At 49.5% G+C, this 17,831-nt stretch carries 16 protein-coding genes; 5 read left to right on the plus strand and 11 right to left on the minus strand.

Annotation, left to right across the window (positions count from 1 at the left end; genetic code table 11):
• Positions 1 to 4 precede the first annotated feature (4 nt).
• Positions 5 to 571 carry a hypothetical protein gene (locus ACLBLI_RS18810; protein WP_414829056.1) on the minus strand — a complete coding sequence of 189 codons (567 nt, stop codon included), beginning with the start codon at positions 569 to 571 and terminating at the stop codon, positions 5 to 7.
• Entirely contained in the window at positions 564 to 1,208 is a 645-nt protein-coding gene (locus ACLBLI_RS18815; protein ID WP_414829057.1) for an SURF1 family protein, read from the minus strand. The genes ACLBLI_RS18810 and ACLBLI_RS18815 overlap by 8 nt, the downstream gene beginning before the upstream one ends.
• 95 nt (positions 1,209 to 1,303) lie before the next feature.
• Between ACLBLI_RS18815 and ACLBLI_RS18820 the strand changes: the two genes are divergently transcribed.
• The gene (locus tag ACLBLI_RS18820) at positions 1,304 to 1,513 is read left to right on the plus strand and encodes a DUF2909 domain-containing protein (RefSeq protein ID WP_414829058.1); all 210 of its coding nucleotides are present in this window, start codon (positions 1,304 to 1,306) and stop codon (positions 1,511 to 1,513) included.
• Between the two features lie 19 nt (positions 1,514 to 1,532).
• Here the strand turns inward: ACLBLI_RS18820 and ACLBLI_RS18825 are convergent, their stop codons facing one another.
• From ACLBLI_RS18825 to ACLBLI_RS18865, 9 genes are all read right to left on the minus strand, one after another.
• Positions 1,533 to 2,411: a cytochrome c oxidase subunit 3 gene (locus ACLBLI_RS18825; RefSeq protein ID WP_414829059.1), complete on the minus strand. Its 879-nt coding sequence runs from the start codon at positions 2,409 to 2,411 to the stop codon at positions 1,533 to 1,535.
• A 24-nt stretch (positions 2,412 to 2,435) separates the two neighbouring features.
• On the minus strand, positions 2,436 to 3,026 hold the full coding sequence (locus ACLBLI_RS18830; protein ID WP_414829060.1) for a cytochrome c oxidase assembly protein: 591 nt from the start codon (positions 3,024 to 3,026) through the stop codon (positions 2,436 to 2,438).
• 15 nt (positions 3,027 to 3,041) lie between these two features.
• Positions 3,042 to 4,655 (minus strand): cytochrome c oxidase subunit I, encoded by a 1,614-nt coding sequence (ctaD, locus tag ACLBLI_RS18835; protein ID WP_414829061.1) that lies wholly within the window; start codon positions 4,653 to 4,655, stop codon positions 3,042 to 3,044.
• Between the two features lie 9 nt (positions 4,656 to 4,664).
• Entirely contained in the window at positions 4,665 to 5,786 is a 1,122-nt protein-coding gene (coxB, locus tag ACLBLI_RS18840; protein WP_414829062.1) for a cytochrome c oxidase subunit II, read from the minus strand.
• A gap of 618 nt (positions 5,787 to 6,404) precedes the next feature.
• Positions 6,405 to 7,028 (minus strand): transcriptional repressor LexA, encoded by a 624-nt coding sequence (lexA, locus tag ACLBLI_RS18845; protein ID WP_414829063.1) that lies wholly within the window; start codon positions 7,026 to 7,028, stop codon positions 6,405 to 6,407.
• Positions 7,029 to 7,339: 311 nt separating this feature from the next.
• Positions 7,340 to 8,173 carry a hypothetical protein gene (locus ACLBLI_RS18850; RefSeq protein ID WP_414829064.1) on the minus strand — a complete coding sequence of 278 codons (834 nt, stop codon included), beginning with the start codon at positions 8,171 to 8,173 and terminating at the stop codon, positions 7,340 to 7,342.
• Positions 8,174 to 8,303: 130 nt separating this feature from the next.
• A complete protein-coding gene (locus ACLBLI_RS18855; protein ID WP_414829065.1) occupies positions 8,304 to 8,783 on the minus strand; it encodes a hypothetical protein in 480 nt (159 codons plus the stop codon).
• The gene (locus tag ACLBLI_RS18860) at positions 8,755 to 10,170 is read right to left on the minus strand and encodes a winged helix-turn-helix domain-containing protein (RefSeq protein WP_414829066.1); all 1,416 of its coding nucleotides are present in this window, start codon (positions 10,168 to 10,170) and stop codon (positions 8,755 to 8,757) included. Before ACLBLI_RS18860 ends, ACLBLI_RS18855 begins: the two co-directional genes overlap by 29 nt.
• A gap of 351 nt (positions 10,171 to 10,521) precedes the next feature.
• Positions 10,522 to 13,173, minus strand: coding sequence for a glycoside hydrolase family 3 C-terminal domain-containing protein (locus ACLBLI_RS18865; protein ID WP_414829067.1), 2,652 nt, complete (start codon positions 13,171 to 13,173; stop codon positions 10,522 to 10,524).
• 284 nt (positions 13,174 to 13,457) lie between these two features.
• On the opposite strand from ACLBLI_RS18865, the gene ACLBLI_RS18870 reads away from it, so the two are divergent.
• The 4 genes from ACLBLI_RS18870 (at position 13,458) to plsB (ending at position 17,591) form a co-directional block, all read left to right on the plus strand.
• Entirely contained in the window at positions 13,458 to 13,919 is a 462-nt protein-coding gene (locus ACLBLI_RS18870; RefSeq protein ID WP_414829068.1) for a GNAT family N-acetyltransferase, read from the plus strand.
• On the plus strand, positions 13,916 to 14,320 hold the full coding sequence (locus ACLBLI_RS18875) for a DUF2177 family protein (RefSeq protein WP_414829069.1): 405 nt from the start codon (positions 13,916 to 13,918) through the stop codon (positions 14,318 to 14,320). Before ACLBLI_RS18870 ends, ACLBLI_RS18875 begins: the two co-directional genes overlap by 4 nt.
• Positions 14,321 to 14,563: 243 nt before the next feature.
• Positions 14,564 to 15,037: a GNAT family N-acetyltransferase gene (locus tag ACLBLI_RS18880; protein WP_414829070.1), complete on the plus strand. Its 474-nt coding sequence runs from the start codon at positions 14,564 to 14,566 to the stop codon at positions 15,035 to 15,037.
• A 103-nt stretch (positions 15,038 to 15,140) separates the two neighbouring features.
• A complete protein-coding gene (gene plsB, locus ACLBLI_RS18885; RefSeq protein WP_414829071.1) occupies positions 15,141 to 17,591 on the plus strand; it encodes a glycerol-3-phosphate 1-O-acyltransferase PlsB in 2,451 nt (816 codons plus the stop codon).
• Positions 17,592 to 17,831: the final 240 nt, after the last annotated feature.

The raw sequence follows: 17,831 nt of genomic DNA on the forward strand, positions 1-17,831 counted from the left end.
CGCTCTATCCTATGCGAGACAACTTCATTAACTTTCTCACGTCAGCAAGAATGTTACGGCTCTCCATCACTGCCGTGTCTTTATCCCCATCAACCGGGTAATAGAGCATGGCATTATTTAATGTATCGACTACGAAAATAGCATCGCCGGAGACAGATTTAAATGAGTTATTAACATTTTCTTTACTTGCGTTTACCGTATGCAGCGAGGGCGTCTCAGAGAGTCTCGCTACCGCTTTCTCATCGCTTGACTCGGTGATAACCACGACCGCCTCAGCGCGATCAGATTCCCGGCCCAGCGCGAGCCACACCTGATGTATGCTGAACAATGCATTTTCACAAGTCTCATCGCAATTTTCCGGAAGTGTATATACCAGCCGCCATTTGGGCGCTTCGGCTTCGAGAATCGCTGACACATCAAGTACCGGGTTCAACAAGTTGCCTTTATTGGTGGCACCACGGTTAAACCAGTCGTTATCCAATGCCAGTTTTGCCAGCACAACGGGCAAAATAAACACCACAATCAGGGCAATGAATAATTTCTTTGAAGTCTTTGACGATGCATTACTCATGCGATAGTTCCTTTTTTCTGAGGGCCAACAGGCCGATAATCAGTGCTGCAAAGGCGAGACCGAACCATTGAATGGCATAGCCTAAATGTTTCTCGGGTGGCATCACCACGGGCGACCAGTTTCGAATAAACTTGTCGTCGGGTGTGGTGAGCACGACTACGTAGTCAATCAACGGGGTTCTCAGCAACGTCGACAGATAATCTGTATCTAACGCCTGAATACGAAGTGGAAACGTGGCGTTGACAGCAGTTTCTGTCACCATGGGGTTATAACCCGGCGACGTGACTACCCCTTCGTACTCAGTAAGCGATTTGCCTATCTCGACCTGTGGTAATGTGTCCCGTGTGGGCAACCCCTTCACCCAGCCATAATTCACTAACGCCCAGCCGACATCGGTTCGCACTGGCAGCACAATGTCGTAACCTACCTGGCCGTTTTCAATCTGGTTATCCAGATACATCATGCGAGAGGTATCTGGCGTCCCCGTAAACGCAACACGTAAATCCCGGGGGTCACCTGCGCTTCGAATAGCCGTTTGTAAACCCATTAGCCCACCAGACTGCTTTTGCGCTATGCTAGCCAGACGTTGTTCTTTTTGTTCCATCCGATCGAGCTGCCAGAAACCCAGCCCACACATGAAGATTACTGCAATTAAGAGAATGCTTGCAGCCAGTATTCGAGTTGGGGAACGATGAAGAATCACGCCTTCAGCACACTCCTGATGAGGTAAATATGATTATAAAAATGATTCTGATAGCCCTGCTGATATACATGGTTGTTAATCTGTTTCTTGCCATGCGCATCATGATAAAGGGGCATCCTAAGGGTGAGCCGATGAGCAAATATATTGGTCGGCGGGTACTGACCTCCGTGATCATTGTCACCCTGATTTTGATTGCCTACGCTACTGGCCTTATTACGCCCAACCCCCGTCCTTATTAACGGGGGTAGCGTTGTAACGCTAAAGTACGTAAACGAAAAGGTACAGCATTACCCACACCACATCCACAAAGTGCCAGTACCATGCTCCGGCCTGAAATGCGAAATGATTATCTGGCGTGAAGTGGCCTTTAAGCACCCGCAGGAACAGGACAATCAGGATAATTGTACCCAGCGTCACATGCATGCCGTGGAAACCGGTGAGCATAAAAAAGGTATTCCCGTAAATTCCCGACTGCAACGTCAGGCCAAGGTCCCGATAAGCATGGACGTATTCCTGAACCTGTAAGAATAGAAACACAATGCCCAGCAAGATGGTGCCGCCTAGCATCAAGGTGAGTTGCTTACGCTTGTTCTCTTCCAGACCAACGTGAGCAAAGTGCAGCGTGACCGACGAAATAAGCAGAATAATCGTATTGATGGTTGGCAGCCCGGCCGCACTCATTTCCTGTGTGGTTGTACCGCCGGGGGTACTTACCAATGGCCATAGTGCTTCAAAGCCGGGCCACAGCACTTCGTTTGTCATCGCATTATTCGACGCGCCGCCTAACCACGGTACGGCAATGAAACGCGCGTAAAATAGCGCGCCGAAGAAGGCAGCAAAAAACATTACCTCAGAAAAAATGAACCAGCTCATACCTTGTCGATAAGAGCGCCCCAGCTGATCGCTGTACAATCCACTCATGGACTCGTCAATCTGGTTTTTAAACCAGCCAAATAGCATCACCAGCAGTGTCAGGATGCCAGCGGTAAGCACATAGCCGCCATAGCCCTGCTTGTCCTGTGTAGATTCAATAACAAAATTGCCCGCACCCACTGCAATCAGAAACAACGCCACAGCACCCACAATTGGCCAGGGGCTTTGCGCCGGAACATAATATTTTTGATATTCTTGTTGCATAACCGTCTCCTTCTCCCTTATCTGCTATTTTCCGCTTTGTGGCTGCGTCGTCATAAAGGGATTGGTTTTTGTTTCGAGGCCACCAGCACGGGCAGTGACATCGTATAAAGTATATTGAACTGTGAAGTAGCTGATATCCTCAGGTATCTGAGGATCGACATAAAACTGCATCGGCATGTAAGCTTCTTTACCACCGCTCAGCGGCTGCTGATTAAAACAAAAGCATTCTGTTTTATTCAGGTAAAGCGCGGCGAGCCCGGGTGAGACTGACGGTATCGCTTGTGCCACGATGTCACTGGTAGCCGGATTACGGACGTAAAAGGACACCGTGTTAAGTTCACCCGGATGCACCTTGATACGTTTGGTTTCGGCGCGAAACTCCCACGGCATGCCCGTATTGGTGCGGGTAATAAACTCCACTGTCACCTCACGGCTCTCGTCAATGTCGACAGCCTGATAACTGGCCGCCGTGGTATTGGTTTTGCCATTGATGCCGGTAATATCACAAAACACGTCATATAACGGCACCAGGGCGAAACCGAAACCAAACATGCCAATAACAATGACAACCAGTTTAAGTACCATTTTCTGGTTTTTGTTGTTTGTCTCCGTCATCAGCCTGCCTCCTGTCTATTTCACTACGGGTGGCGTATCGAAGGTGTGATAAGGTGCAGGAGAGGGGATTTCCCACTCAAGTCCTTCAGCACCTTCCCATACCTGATCTGACACTGGCTCGCCCTGTTTCTTGCAGGCTTTAATCAGCAGCGCCAGGAAAATCAGTTGTGATAAACCAAACGCAAACCCGCCAATACTGATCCACTGATTAAAGTCGGCGAACTGCAGTGAGTAATCGGGGATACGGCGCGGCATGCCGGCAAGACCAACGAAATGCATGGGGAAGAACAGAACGTTGACAGAAATCAGTGAACACCAGAAGTGCCACTTTGCCAGCGTGATATCAAACATTTTACCTGTCCACTTAGGCAGCCAGTAGTACACCGCCGCCATAATCGAGAACACCGCACCGGTTACCAACACATAGTGGAAGTGAGCCACGACAAAGTAGGTATCGTGGTATTGGAAGTCTACCGGAGTAATAGCCAGCATCAATCCAGACAACCCACCAATGGTAAACAGTACGATAAAGGCAATGGCAAACAACATGGGTACCTCAAAGCTCAGCGAGCCTCGCCACATTGTTGCCACCCAGTTGAATACTTTCACGCCTGTCGGTACCGATATCAGCATGGTGGCAAACATGAAGAACATTTCCGCAAACAGCGGCATGCCGGTAGTGAACATGTGGTGTGCCCAGACGATAAATGACAGCAACGCGATAGAAGCTGTGGCATACACCATCGACGCATACCCGAACAGTGGCTTGCGCGAGAAGGTCGGAACAATCTGCGAAATGATCCCGAAAGCCGGCAGGATCATGATATACACTTCAGGATGTCCGAAGAACCAGAATATATGCTGGAACATAACCGGATCACCGCCACCTGCTGCATCAAAGAAGCTGGTGCCGAAATACTTGTCTGTCAGCACCATTGTCACTGCACCTGCCAGCACTGGCATAACGGCAATCAACAAGAACGCGGTTATCAGCCACGTCCATACAAACAATGGCATCTTCATCCAGGTCATACCCGGAGCACGCATGTTGAAAATGGTAACGATGACATTTATCGCTCCCATGATGGAACTGATACCCATGATATGCACCGAGAACACGAATAATGCTGTGCTGTCGCTGCTGTACGTTGTAGACAATGGTGCATAGAAGGTCCAGCCAAACGCCGGGCCACCACCTTCTACAAACAGCGAAGATAGCAATATCAAAAATGCAAAAGGCAGGATCCAGAAGCTCCAGTTATTCATCCGCGGCAGCGCCATGTCTGGTGCGCCAATCATCATTGGCACCAGCCAGTTAGCAAGCCCGGTAAAGGCAGGCATTACCGCACCAAAAACCATGATGAGCCCGTGTACTGTAGTCATCTGGTTAAAGAAGTTGGGCTCGACAATCTGTAGGCCTGGCTGGAACAATTCGGCCCGAATGACCATCGCCATCGCACCGCCAGTCAGAAACATGATGAACGCAAACCATAAATACAACGTGCCAATATCTTTATGGTTGGTGGTAAATAACCACCGGCTCAAACCTTTAGGAATGTGATGGTCGTGATGATCATCGTGGCCATGCGCCGCTTCATCAGGGTGCATCACTTCATTAGCTTTACTCATGACGTGCTCCTATTGTCCGGTTGCGACGGCATTAACGTCTTTAGGTTGAACGATATCGCCGGTGTTATTACCCCAGGCATTTCTTTCGTAAGTCACCACCGCTGCAATTTCTTTCAGACTCAACATTTTGCCGAAAGCCTGCATGGCAGTGCCGGTTTTACCATTAAGTACGATATCAATGTGAGCGGTCTGATCTTCCAGTACCATCTGACTGCCTTTCAGTGCAGGGAACACACCTTGTAGTCCTTCGCCGTTGGGCATGTGGCACGCTGCACACGTTGCGTTATAAACACGCTCACCCTCTTTCATCAGCTCGTCCATCGACATGCTCATCGCCAGTAAACGCTGTTCTTCTTCACGCGCTTTGCGCTGCTTTTCTTCCTGTTCACTCATCCAGGCTTCGTACTCAGCAGGCTCTTTGGCGATAACCACTACCGGCATGTAGCCGTGATCTTTACCGCAAAGCTCCGCGCATTGGCCGCGATATACGCCTGGCTCGTTTACTTTTGTCCAGGCTTCGTTGATAAAGCCCGGGTTGGCGTCTTTTTTCACAGCGAAGTCTGGAACCCACCAAGAGTGGATAACATCGTCAGAGGTAATAAGAAAACGCACTTTCTGGCCAGTAGGGATAACTAAAGGCCGGTCAACTTCAAGTAAGTAGTTTTCGCCTTTGGAAAATTTGTTTTCTATCTGTTCACGGGGCGTCGCCAATAAAGAATAGTATTCAACTTCACTATCCATATATTTGTAGTGCCACTTCCACTGCGAGCCGGTAACCAGAACCGTCATGTCAGGCTCCGTTGTATCTTCCATCGCGATTAGCGTGTTTGCTGCTGGCACGGCCATAAATACAAGGATGAGAAAGGGAACCACCGTCCAGGCAATTTCTACCTTCACGTTTTCGTGAAAATTGGCCGGTTTGGCGCCACGAGACTTTCTGTGCAAATACATTGATGTGAACATCACACCAAAAACAACGACGGCGATAACCACACATATTGCAAACATCAGCATGTGGAGGTCATAAACCTGCCCACTGATATCCGTTGCGCCGCGGCGTAGGTTAAGAGAAGAGTTTTCCGTTGCGGCAACTGATTCAGCAAATGCCGTTGCACTGAAAAACCATGTCATTAGCGTTCCCACAACTATCGAAAGGGTATTCGTCAGCCGTTTCACTCAACACCTCCGTGATGGAAGGGTGCTGGCGACGCCATCCGACGCCAGTTCCTATCCATGAGTTAGGTTTAACTACCGACCTTTGTAAATTGTTATACTGGCCGGTGTTATATTATTGTTAATCAATGTATAAGAATTACTCAATTAATCAGACGCGTCTAGTCTTTTCTTAGAAAAAACGTGCAGAGTGTGCATTTTTTAACCATACCATTCGTAATAGGGGTTCGTCTCGAAAAAAGTAAAAAAACACCTTATGTAGCAAAAAGTTAGTATTTCCTGACCTTCAAATGACGGGCTAGTGCTATTTTCAGGTTATTCTGGAGATGGTTAAAAAGTGCGCAAAATGGCATCAGACTTAGGCTGTGGCACCAAACTGGTGCATTGGGTAAGATTTTACCGCCTGACTTGGCATTTCGAAGTAACTGATACGTTGGACGGAGGCAGCGTGGAGATACGCAAATTGTCTGAATACCAACTGTTACGGCCTTGTAACGTCGGTGATAACTAGCTTTGCAATAAATGAGATATAAAAAAACGGCCTTAAGGCCGTTTTTAGGGTCAAATGGGTGTTTATTACATCCAGTCGGCGTTTCTGATAACGCCTACGGCAATACCTTCTATGGCAAAGGGCTCGTTGGCTAAATCCACTTTGATAGGAGAAAACTCTTCGTTTTCAGCGTGTAATAATACTTCCCGGCCTCGCTTCTCCAAGCGCTTGACCGTGACATCTTCATCTACGCGGGCAACCACTACCTGACCATTATGAACATCGGTTGTGCGATGAACTGCCAGTAAATCGCCGTCCAGAATACCAATGTTCTTCATACTCATGCCGTTGACTCGCAGCAGAAAATCCGCTTGTGGATGAAACAATGCCGGATCCACTTTGTAGTGCTGCTCCACATGCTCTTGCGCCAGAATGGGCTCACCGGCGGCAACCCGGCCTATTAACGGCAGGCCTTCCTCTTCGTTTTCGGCTTCGGCATCTATATTCAGCCTGATACCGCGAGACGTGCCGGGTAAAATCTCAATCACGCCTTTACGCGCCAGTGCTTTCAAATGCTCTTCTGCCGCATTGGCAGATTTAAATCCCAGTTGCTTTGCGATTTCAGCACGCGTAGGCGGCATGCCGGTCTCCTGCATCGTGGTTTTAATCAGTTCCAGCACTTCAGTTTGTCGGGGGGTAAGTGGACGCATAAACAGCCTGTTATTCCATACAGTTAGTGGAAGTATATACAGCTAAACGCAAATGGCAAGGGTTAACATTAGAATCCGGTTGACGGCAGCGGCACTTTACCTGCGCGTACGCTACTGACACCACCACAAAAAGTCAGCAGACTTTGCTTACCTTATCGCTCACCGTGAAAGCTCCGGTCAGTATTTCCTCTCATCTACTTATGGCAGAGGCCTGTGCTGCACGAATTTCCGCTTACCGCGCTCCCCCGTGCACGGTAAATACCGGCACTCCTGCGTCTGTTTCGGTGCGTCTCGTCTGGCCAGTCATTTTATTATGATTGTTTAAGGGAATAGGTAGCGGTCACACCGGGCTTTGCCATTGTTTTTCCTTGCTGCCATCCCAAACCAATCACGGCAAAGGAGAGGGCGAGCACTACCCAAAATACAGCGCCGTAGTGCAGTGTAGAAAGGGAGACGACAAAGGCTTTCCAGATCTCAGTTCGGCCTAAGCTGAGGTAAAGCATGAAGGAAACAACATAGATACCCAGTGCAGATAGCCACACTTTTCTCTCTACTGCGACTTTAACAGCGATCACCGCTATGCAGAGCGTGGTTAGCAGCATGCTGAACCACAAAGCGTGTCCAAAATTACTCATGGTTTCCGGCCCCGTCACCTGAAATCCGGGTACAAAGTTCACCAGCAAACGAGACAATGACGGGCCAATCAACGCAAAGCAGGTAAGCACCATGAATGCCGCGTGGTGCCGGCTCTGCTTTCGGTGTTTCAAACCAAGATAAATCAACCCCAGTGTCAGTGGCAGAAAGATAAGATCAAAAATCATCAGCGGTGCGGAAAATAGCTGCGCAAACATCGACGCTCCCTGCGCAGTCCTGATGGCAGAGTCCAGATTAATCAGCGCAAACCCTGCCACCATAAAAGGGGCCAGCAATAGCCCCGTAATTCCAAGCACTTTGTGGATTGCAGGCTTTCTGGCATTAATTAACCACGCCTGAGCGCCAAGAATGACAATCCAGAGTGTGCTGGTGAAGCCGTGAAACAGGTGGGTGAACGATGCATCCCCCAACTTACTGAAAAAGGACGGCCAGAAGCCAAGTAACGTAACCCCCATTAATACCACCATCAACCCGGTCGTGAATCTGTACATAACCCCATTCCTTTTTTTTGTGAAACCATAAAGTCAGTAAACACTGCGTCATGGCAATAAACGCTAGGCTACACACGATGGTAGTGCGAGTGATGATGGGTGATGAAAAGGTGATGATGGAGCCATCATCTCAGAGGGAGAGTAATGCGAAGTCCTGTTGGTTGAGTTCACGACGAAACTGGCTGCATTGCCATTGACGGTCAGTGTATCGACAGATGTCTGTGACGGCGTTGTCTTTCCAGTATGCCAGTAGCCCCATCTGCTCAAATATGGCTTTCATTCTGGGATCGTTAACATAGTCAGTAGACAATACTGCCAGCGCATACACCGCCACAAATTCATCATTACTACGCCGAGCCGCGACATAATCAAACAACAGATCGGCTTGCTGCAAATAATGAAGACTAAATATGATGGTTCTGTGATCGACCTCAGCCAGGTCGTCACGTTTGAGGAAGGCCTTTACGGCGTCGCGATCAACCTTCCGGGTTTCGAAAAAGTGCAGCTCCAAATCGATAAGAGCCTGTTGCGCCTCATCCAACTCCACTTCCTGTAACCAGTCGCGCAGCGTCGCCTTCTGATTAAGCAACACGCCACAGCCAGAGTGCACGGCCGCCTGCGCCCCATAAATCAGTCAGTTTCTTATACGCCGCCTCGACACTCGCGGTATGCATTGTAGTAATAGCAAAGTCAGCCTGTGTTACCCATATTGTCGGATCAAGCGCGATAGCACGTCGAAGTGCTTCATGGGCATCATTCATGTGGCCGAGTTCACGCAGTGAGGTGGCATACCAATACACCGCCATGGCGTTACCCGGCGCGTTGTCTCTCATTTTCTCAACGTACTCAAGCGCCTGACGATATTGTTGTGCTTCCAGTGCCTCCTGATACAGCAGGAAATAGGAATATGACACATCAGGGTCCAGCGCAATGGCATGCCGGGCGGCAAGTGCAGCGTCTTCCATCACATCATCAGGAACCGCTTCGTAGGTTTGCCAACTCACCAACACGGCGGCCAGACTATCCCACGCGTCGGCAAACTCAGGATCGATAGTAACTGCCTCCTTTAACAGATATACCGCCTCAGACATAGGCTGCTTACCGCGCTGTAACCAAATGTACTTAGCCTTTATATAAAGACGGTACGCCTCGGGATGGGGCTCTCTTGATGTCGCTACCCTGGCTTGCTTACCCGGTAATCCCAGTAACGTTTGCAGAATGCTGGCCTTCGTTTGTGCAGACCAGGCGGCCTGCGACGCAAAAGGCTTGGTGACGCGCTCACTCCAGACAACCTGATCTGTCTCAGTTTTCACAAGCTCGGTGTAAAAAATAAGGTCCGTGCTGGTCTCAGATTGTTCCACCCTGCCATTAATGTAATGGGTGGCACCCAAAGAAGCCGCAGCACGATGCAGATCCTCTTTCGTTGCTAACGCCTGTTCAGCCGCAAGAAAACTTCGCAGCTGAATCTCAGGCACAACGTAGAATTCCTCAATCAGCTCTTGCGAAAACGAATGCGCAAACCCAATGTTATCGGTACTCTCAAAAGGAAAGACCACCAGCGCTACAGGTTGTTGTGATTGGTTCGTTGGGAATAGAAAAACCAGCAGTGAAATAAAGCAAACGAATAGTAATGCTGCGGCATAGTAATAATGTGTTTTTTTATGACCTGGCAACGCACCTGTCGATTCCTCTGTCGTCACCTCGGCAATAAACCGGTAGCCTGCTTTTGGCACTGTCTCGATAAAACGGGGAGCGCGATGATCATCTCCCAGCGTTTTTCTTATTTGGGCAATTACGCGGGTAAGTGAATTGGGGGTTACTACTACATCTGGCCAGTGTCGTTCATACATAGCTTCGGTGGTGATAATGGATTGTGCGTCTTCGCAAAGATGAACAAGTACATCAAAAGCCAGCGGCTCCAAAAAGCAGCGCGCGTTGTGGCGAAACAACGTACGGGCACGCGTATCTAAAACGAAGTCATCAAATCGGTAAATCATCTGGTGCGATGTGTGTAATTAAGCGCTACCGGGTTGGATAGCGCACTTGATTCCCTACAACCAGTATAGAGCGCCTGCTTCAGTAACCATAGTAATTAACAGCAACAGTACCGGGCTTTTTTTTTGTCTGATACGCAGGAAGTGGCTTGCAGAAAAAGTACGCAGGCTCAAGCAGCTCGTCGGTATAGCCAGACAAAGCGGACATTTGTGTGCTACCAGCTACGGATGGCCCCAACGTTAAGTGGGGTATGAAAAGCGATGGTAGAGAAAAGACATGCCACCGCTTTGTTGATAAAAGCGGTGGCTGAAAAAGCCCTGATCCCAGGGGCGGAATTTTTACAAAGGTAGTGTTTATTGCAGAGCCACCTCAGCCTGCTGATACTGATTTTCCGACAAGTAGTCTGGCTGGCCGCTACCCACACTAACCACCAGCTTACCCGTGTAGGGCTGTTTGTTACCCTGCTCATCAATAAAGGTAAGCTCATCAGCATCTACGGTGATGGCGACCGTTTGCTTTTCTCCGGCACTGATCGCGGTGCGGGTAAAGCCTTTAAGCTCTCTTTTTGGTGTTTTCACAGGCGCATCAGGCATAGAAAAGTACACCTGCGTAACCTCTTCCCCATCACTATCACTATTATTGGCCACAGTGACCTCTACGGTGAGCGGCTGCTCGTTGTTATGTGACTCAGGTAGCTTTAGCGACGAATAGCGAAAATCACTGTAGCTAAGCCCATAACCGAAGGGGTAGAGGACTTCGCCATCAAAATAACGGTAGGTACGGTTTGTCATATCGTAATCATCAAAGTCAGCAAACCCATCCAGATTACGATAAAAAGTCACTGGCAGGCGCCCGGATGGATTGGCTTCGCCCCACAGCACTCGGGCAATTGCCGTACCGGCCTTTTCCCCCGGATAGAATGCCTGCACGATGGCATCCAGGTTGTCGTTTTCCCAGTTTAACGCCATGGCACTGCCGCTGAAGTTCACCAGCACCACCGGTTTACCCGTGCCTTCCAGCTTTTTAATTAGCGCTTGCTGCACGTCAGGTAAGTCGATGTCAGTGCGATCCCCATAGTTAAAGCCATCCAGCTTCACCGGCATTTCCTCACCTTCAATTCGTGGAGAAATCCCCGCCATAACAATAATAACGTCCGCATTTTCAGTGGCGGCAAGCGCTTCCCGCTGAAGGTCTGCCGACGTGTTCAGCCAGCTTAAACGAATATTGGGTATGGTGTTGCCCCAGGGATTTTTCAAAAACAGACGTTCGGCCCTGAACGCATATTTCTTTCCGGCCTCAAGTGCGACAGTACCATCGACTTCATTATCATCAATAAAGACAGAGGCATCATCGCTGAAGCGATACTCTCCGGATGTTTTGGGTGTCAGGCTCCCTTCCCAGACGACACCGAATTCGCTCAACACTTTGTTATCTATCGGTGAGCGCTCCCAGTAAAAGTCGATCGCCTCATCAACGCGGGTTTTAACCGGCTGTCCTACCCGTTTTCCACTTGCTGATATATCGGTAAAATCTGTGACAGGCTCGCGCTCGACACGATAGTAACGCCCTACAAGACCGGGCTGTTGTACGCCATCGTTATCGTGTGACAACACATCAGCGCCCAATGGCTCATAGTGTCCGTAAATATCCGCGATGATCGGACTACCTGGCGCGTAGCTGACGTTATCCTCGCCAAGATTGTTCTTAATGGCGTTAAGCGGTGTTACCGGCGCTATTGGCAGGCCATTGTAGTTACCCAGTAACACATCTTCGTTATTGGCATTTGGTCCGATAACAGCAACCTTAATGCCAGGCTTTAATGGCAGAACACCATTGTTTTTCAGCAACACCAAGGATTTTTCTGATGCGCGTTGGGTCAGGGCAAGATGGTTGTCCGAGCCCACCACCTCCATTGGGATCGCCGCATATTTTACGCTTTCAGGATCGTCAAACATGCCCAGCTTAAAGCGGGTTTTAAACAGACGGGAAACGGCCTGGTCAATTAATGCCTCAGAAATCAGACCTTTTTGCAGCGCGAAGTGCAGGTTAGCAAAGGTACTCAGTCGTCCGGTACCACAGTTTAAGTCAGTGCCACTGGTTACGGCCCAGGCGGCGGCTACGGCTGGCGCTTTGACTACACCGTGGGCGTCGGGATCATAAAAGTCCGCTATCGCGCCACAATCAGACATGACGTGACCATCGAACTGATACTTGCCGCGCAGGATATCTTTCAGCAGCATATCACTGCCACAGGCAGGCAAATCGTTAACGCGGTTATAGGCGCACATCACGGCTTCCACATCCGCTTCTACCACGGCTTTTTCAAACGCCGGCAGGTAGGTTTCGTACAAATCCTTGTCTGATACCACGTAGTTATCAGAGTGACGGGTGATTTCTGGCCCGTTATGCACAGCAAAATGTTTCGCGGTAGCAGCGGTTTTCAGGTACTGGGGATCATCCCCCTGCAAACCTTCAATAAACTGAACGCCCAGCTCGCCGGTGAGAAACGGATCTTCGCCGTAGGTTTCCTGTCCTCGTCCCCAGCGAGGATCACGAAAGATGTTTATATTGGGTGACCAGAAAGTGAGTCCGGTATAGCGATAGCGCGCGTCGTTGTCAGCGAAAAAATGATGCTTGGCGCGGCCTTCATCAGAAATGGCGGTAGCAATATCATGCAATAGCGGACCGTCCCACATGGCTGCCATGCCGATAGCCTGCGGAAAAACGGTCGCTTTTCCTGCCCGTGCGACGCCATGTAGTGCCTCATTCCAATAATCATAGGCAGGCACACCCAAACGCTCGATGGCCGGTGCATCGTTATACATTTGCGCAATTTTTTCATCGATGGTCATGTGAGCAACCAGATCGGCTACACGCTCATCAATGCTCAGCTGCATATTCAGATAATCGGGCTGTGTCTGGTCGTCGTCCTGCGCAGATTGCTGGGTTTGACTACATGCGCCCAGGGTTAGGGACAGGGCCAGTAAGAGATACCGTTTTTTCATAGGATAGAATTTACCAATAATAAGGTATCAGTACCTTAAACCATGTGTATCAGGCCTCAATGGTACGAAGGGATAACATAAGCGCGATGTTAAAAAAATGTATATCACCTCTGCGTGCTATAAGACCTGTAATCGCTTTTGTACCAAATTCTGTATAAAGCCATGCTCGCCGTGCTGGCGCGTCAATCGCGAAAAAAACCGGCAGGAAAAGAAAAGCAATACCGTTTCATCCGGTATCAGGGCATTTTATTATGTACACCATCATGGAAAAAACAGGGCTGATAATGAGTATTACCTGCCGTCCTGCCAGTCAGCAGGATATAACTGTATTGAATCAGTTTCAGCGCGACATCGTTCGTACTGAAGCCCCCTTCATTCCAGGTCGCAAAGAAGAGGACTACACTTATTACGACATTTCGGCACTGATCGAGTCATCACTTGCCCTCGTTGCCGTAGCCGAGTATGACGGGAAAGTGGTGGGTTCAGGATACGTGCAAAAGCGGGCCTCGCGTCATTACTATAAGAATCCGCATCATGGTTATGTGGGATTTATGTATACCCTTCCGCAATATCGCCGTAACGGTGTGGCAAAGTCTATTCTCAATTTTCTCGGGGTATGGGCGACAGAGAATGGCCTGGATGAGCTGCGCCTGGATGTGTTTGCTGCGAACCATTCAGCAATCAGCGCCTATGAATCTGCAGGATTTGAATCCAGTATGGTGTCAATGCGGTATCAACTGACATGAAATCAATGAAATCGGCGCTTATTGCCTACATTACCGTACTGGTGGCTTTCGCTGTTCTGGACGGCTTGTGGCTGGGCGTGATCGCCAACGAGTGGTACATGAGTGCATTTGCGCCTTTGCTTCGCGATGCCTTTATTACCTGGCCGTGGGTAACGTTTTACTTGCTCTATGGCGCAGCCGTGGTCTTTTTGGCAGTATCGCCATCAGCCAGCATGCCTGGGGCATTTTTCCGCGGCGCCGCACTGGGCGCCACAGCCTACGGCACTTATAACCTCACCGCCTATTCTATCATCGGACAATGGCCATGGCAGATGACCTGGATTGACTGGTTGTGGGGAAGTACTGCAACAGCGCTGCTTGCGCTTTCTGGATATGCAGTAACGCGCTCGCAACGTGATTAACTGTCGCGCGTTTTCTCGCCGTGCACTGTTACAATTTCTCATGGCACTCTGCCCCTCATCAGCGAAGTAAGCGAGACTGTCTGGTAATTCCTCGTTCAGCTATTATCATTAATTCCACTCAATAAAATCGTGATAGCGTTGCGCTTTTTTTGGTGTATATTTTTCAGAACTTTTCACGCGCGACACGGCAACATTAGATTCTATCCGAGCTCTGAACCGTGCGCTTTATGAATAAAAAAGGCCATGCAATTTTTAGATTTTTCGCCATCACTGGCCGCAGACTTTGAAAGAATAAACCGGGAGTGGATCGAAGCCATGTTCGTGCTTGAACCTATTGATGAGCAGGTAATAGGCGATCCCCAGACGTTTATCATTGATCGTGGCGGTTACATTTGGTTTGTGGCCAATGACGCCAAAGAGATAGTCGGCACCTGCGCCCTGATGAAAAAAGCTAATGGCGTATTTGAGTTAACCAAAATGGGCGTATGTGCGACAGCTCGCGGAAATAAAGTGGGCGAAGCGCTTCTTCGCTACGTACTGACTAAGGCGCCGGTTATTGCATTTGATACGTTGTTTTTGTTAACCAATACCCGGTGCGAAGCGGCTATCCATCTGTACGAAAAACTGGGGTTCAGACACGATAACGCCATCATGGAAACATATGGCGGAGCCTACTCCCGGTGCGATGTCGCGATGCGATACTCGGGCAATGTTTAGTCGGGTTCTCAATGTATTTATTCTGTCGGCACGTGAGTTAAAGGATCCATTCCTGACATGTGGTACACTTCGCCGGTTTTAGTTTCATAGGAAATTGTATTTCATGTCGTGGATGCGCAAAACGCTGTTGTCCGTTTTTCATTATCCCGTTAAATGGCTGGTACGAGCCCACAGCATTCCCGTCAATGTAGAGACAGAGCTCGGCATTGATAAAAGCAAACCCATCATCTATTTGCTGCCTACTAACTCAGTCACGGATCAACTGGCCTTACGCATGTCTGCGAAGGCACTGGGACTGCCCAGCCCGACTGACACAGTGACAATGGAAGGAAGAGAATTCCCCGCCAGTCTTTTCCTACGCAAAACACAGCCCATTTTCCGCTCCAAAACCCGTGAAACGGATATTGAAGATACCTTTACAGATTTGTTTCATGTGCATCGCGATCACGATGAACTCGACCTTCAGGTGGTACCGGTTTTTGTTTCCTGGGGAAGAGCGCCAGGAAAAGGTAAGCCCGGACTGGGCGACCTGATTGCCGATCGCGCGGCGCCGAGCTGGTTACGCAAGTTATTTATTGTATTGTTTTTAGGCAGAGACAACTTCATCAGCTACAGCAAAGCGGTGTCTGCGCGAGCGATGTCAAACCAGCACGGCAGTGACAAGCTTATTGCTCAAAAGCTTTTAAGAGTAGCAAGCACTCACTTTCACAGAAAGCGTCAGGGTATGACAGGCCCGACATTGCTGGAAAGACAAGAGCTGAATAACGCATTACTGGGCTCGGATGCGGTCCGACGGGCGATCGCGGAAGAGATAAGAACAAAGAAAATCACCCACGAAGAAGCGAAAAACCGTGCCAGGGAGTATGTCACTGAAATTGCAGCAGATTATCGGGAAGGGCTTATCCGGTTCGGCGACCGGCTGCTTACCCGTATCTGGAACAAGATTTATAATGGCATCAGTGTCGGGCATGCTGAGCGAATTCGTGAACTTGCCAGTAACGGTCACGAGATCATTTATGTGCCTTGTCACCGCAGCCACATGGATTATCTGCTGCTGACTTACGTGATTTACCATGAAGGAATGGTCACACCGCATATTGCTGCCGGTATTAATCTGAATTTCTGGCCTGTTGGTAAAATTTTCCGCCGCGGGGGCGCGTTTTTTCTACGCCGCAGCTTCGGTGGCAATAAACTCTACACCGCCGTATTCCGCGAATATCTGGAGCTGCTGTTTAACAAAGGCTATTCGGTAAAATATTATCCTGAAGGTGGCCGAAGCCGTACGGGAAGACTGATCCCGCCGAAAACCGGCATGCTAGCCATGACGCTTCAGGCCATGGTACGAGGGATTAACCGCCCGGTAAGCATTGTGCCGGTATATATCGGCTACGAAAATGTCATGGAAGTGAAGAGCTATCTGAAAGAGCTTAAAGGCACATCCAAGAAAAAGGAATCTAACTGGCAGGTATTTTCCGCCATCCGCAAGCTGAAAAATTACGGTCATGGCTATGTGAACTTTGGCGAGCCGCTGCAGCTTAATCAGTTTTTGGAAAAGCACGTGCCACACTGGCGCGACTGTCGTGATGCCGAGCCAGAGAAAAAGCCTGCGTGGCTGACGCCTGCGGTAAATGAGCTGGCAGGGCAGGTGATGGAATCAATAAACCGCACCGCAGCTATTAACGGCATGGCCCTGACATCGCTGTGCATGTTGTCATCCAAAACCTACACCATGAGTGAGGACGAACTGCACCACTCATTAGACGACTTTCTAAAGCTGATGCGACAGGCACCGTTCAGTGCTGACGCCACCGTACCAGATCTGTCCGCGCACGACATGTTGCAACAGACACTGCGCCTGAAGCGCTTTGAAATCGAGCACGACGAGTACGGAAAACTGATTCGTCCACAGGCAAATTCAGCGGTATATCTGACTTACTACCGCAACAATATTCTGCATTTGTTCGCACTTCCCGGACTCATAATAGCATCGGTTTTTGCTAACAAAGGAGCAGAGAAAAGCACCATATTGCAGCTGGTTGCAGCGCTTTACCCGTTGCTGCAAAAAGAGCTGTTTATGTACAAAACGCAGGACCAGGCACTCGCCTATACTGATGAGTTAATCACCCAGATGACGGCTATTGGCCTGTTGCAGGAGCAGGGGAGCAAAGTGATGCCTCCTGATGCACAGTCTAAAAAGTTTCACTCTGCCTGGTTGCTTAGTCGCTGTATGCAGGAAACGTTTCAACGTTACGCTGTGGTACTTACCATTCTGGAAAAAGAGCGCGAAATCAGCCGCAGCGATCTTGAAAGGACGAGCCGTCAGGTGGCAGAGCGCTTATCTACACTTTACGGTCTCAACTCACCAGAGTTTTATGATAAAAATGTGCTGTCCAGCTTTATCTCCGCACTTCGCGAAAATCACTGGCTGAATAGCGCGCCGGACGGCAGTCTGCGTTATTCTGAAGAATGCGCGGCCCTTCGTCAGGACGTGATGCTGTTAGTCTGGCCTGAAATTGCGCAGCATTTGGAAAACGTGACCTTGCACGCCAGTTAGTGCAATCTGAGTGGGGCAGGACTGGCTGTTGTCAGGTTCTGGCATCCTGATGTCGGCCAGCGTTTGTCCCCCTGGCACTGCGGCCTGCTGCGATGATTACGCATGCATTACGCACAGGAACTGGCACGTTGATAACGCAATGTCAGACCGCAGTGAGCTTTGCCAGCAGAAAATCAGTACAACAGGAATGGCCATGGGATAACGGCACACTACGTGCCTTCCAGATAGCGGTACCGGGAA

Source organism: Alteromonas sp. H39, from assembly GCF_047556435.1.
GTDB lineage: Bacteria > Pseudomonadota > Gammaproteobacteria > Enterobacterales > Alteromonadaceae > Alteromonas.

What these genes read in the sequence shown, in the direction of transcription:
- ACLBLI_RS18810 (WP_414829056.1), bottom strand. Translation starts at nt 571, where the DNA reads ATGAGTAATGCATCGTCAAAGACTTCAAAGAAATTATTCATTGCCCTG.
- ACLBLI_RS18815 (WP_414829057.1), bottom strand. Translation starts at nt 1,208, where the DNA reads ATGTGTGGGCTGGGTTTCTGGCAGCTCGATCGGATGGAACAAAAAGAA.
- ACLBLI_RS18820 (WP_414829058.1), top strand. Translation starts at nt 1,304, where the DNA reads ATGATTATAAAAATGATTCTGATAGCCCTGCTGATATACATGGTTGTT.
- ACLBLI_RS18825 (WP_414829059.1), bottom strand. Translation starts at nt 2,411, where the DNA reads ATGCAACAAGAATATCAAAAATATTATGTTCCGGCGCAAAGCCCCTGG.
- ACLBLI_RS18830 (WP_414829060.1), bottom strand. Translation starts at nt 3,026, where the DNA reads ATGACGGAGACAAACAACAAAAACCAGAAAATGGTACTTAAACTGGTT.
- ctaD (WP_414829061.1), bottom strand. Translation starts at nt 4,655, where the DNA reads ATGAGTAAAGCTAATGAAGTGATGCACCCTGATGAAGCGGCGCATGGC.
- coxB (WP_414829062.1), bottom strand. Translation starts at nt 5,786, where the DNA reads ATGACATGGTTTTTCAGTGCAACGGCATTTGCTGAATCAGTTGCCGCA.
- lexA (WP_414829063.1), bottom strand. Translation starts at nt 7,028, where the DNA reads ATGCGTCCACTTACCCCCCGACAAACTGAAGTGCTGGAACTGATTAAA.
- ACLBLI_RS18850 (WP_414829064.1), bottom strand. Translation starts at nt 8,173, where the DNA reads ATGTACAGATTCACGACCGGGTTGATGGTGGTATTAATGGGGGTTACG.
- ACLBLI_RS18860 (WP_414829066.1), bottom strand. Translation starts at nt 10,170, where the DNA reads ATGATTTACCGATTTGATGACTTCGTTTTAGATACGCGTGCCCGTACG.
- ACLBLI_RS18865 (WP_414829067.1), bottom strand. Translation starts at nt 13,173, where the DNA reads ATGAAAAAACGGTATCTCTTACTGGCCCTGTCCCTAACCCTGGGCGCA.
- ACLBLI_RS18870 (WP_414829068.1), top strand. Translation starts at nt 13,458, where the DNA reads ATGAGTATTACCTGCCGTCCTGCCAGTCAGCAGGATATAACTGTATTG.
- ACLBLI_RS18875 (WP_414829069.1), top strand. Translation starts at nt 13,916, where the DNA reads ATGAAATCAATGAAATCGGCGCTTATTGCCTACATTACCGTACTGGTG.
- ACLBLI_RS18880 (WP_414829070.1), top strand. Translation starts at nt 14,564, where the DNA reads ATGCAATTTTTAGATTTTTCGCCATCACTGGCCGCAGACTTTGAAAGA.
- plsB (WP_414829071.1), top strand. Translation starts at nt 15,141, where the DNA reads ATGTCGTGGATGCGCAAAACGCTGTTGTCCGTTTTTCATTATCCCGTT.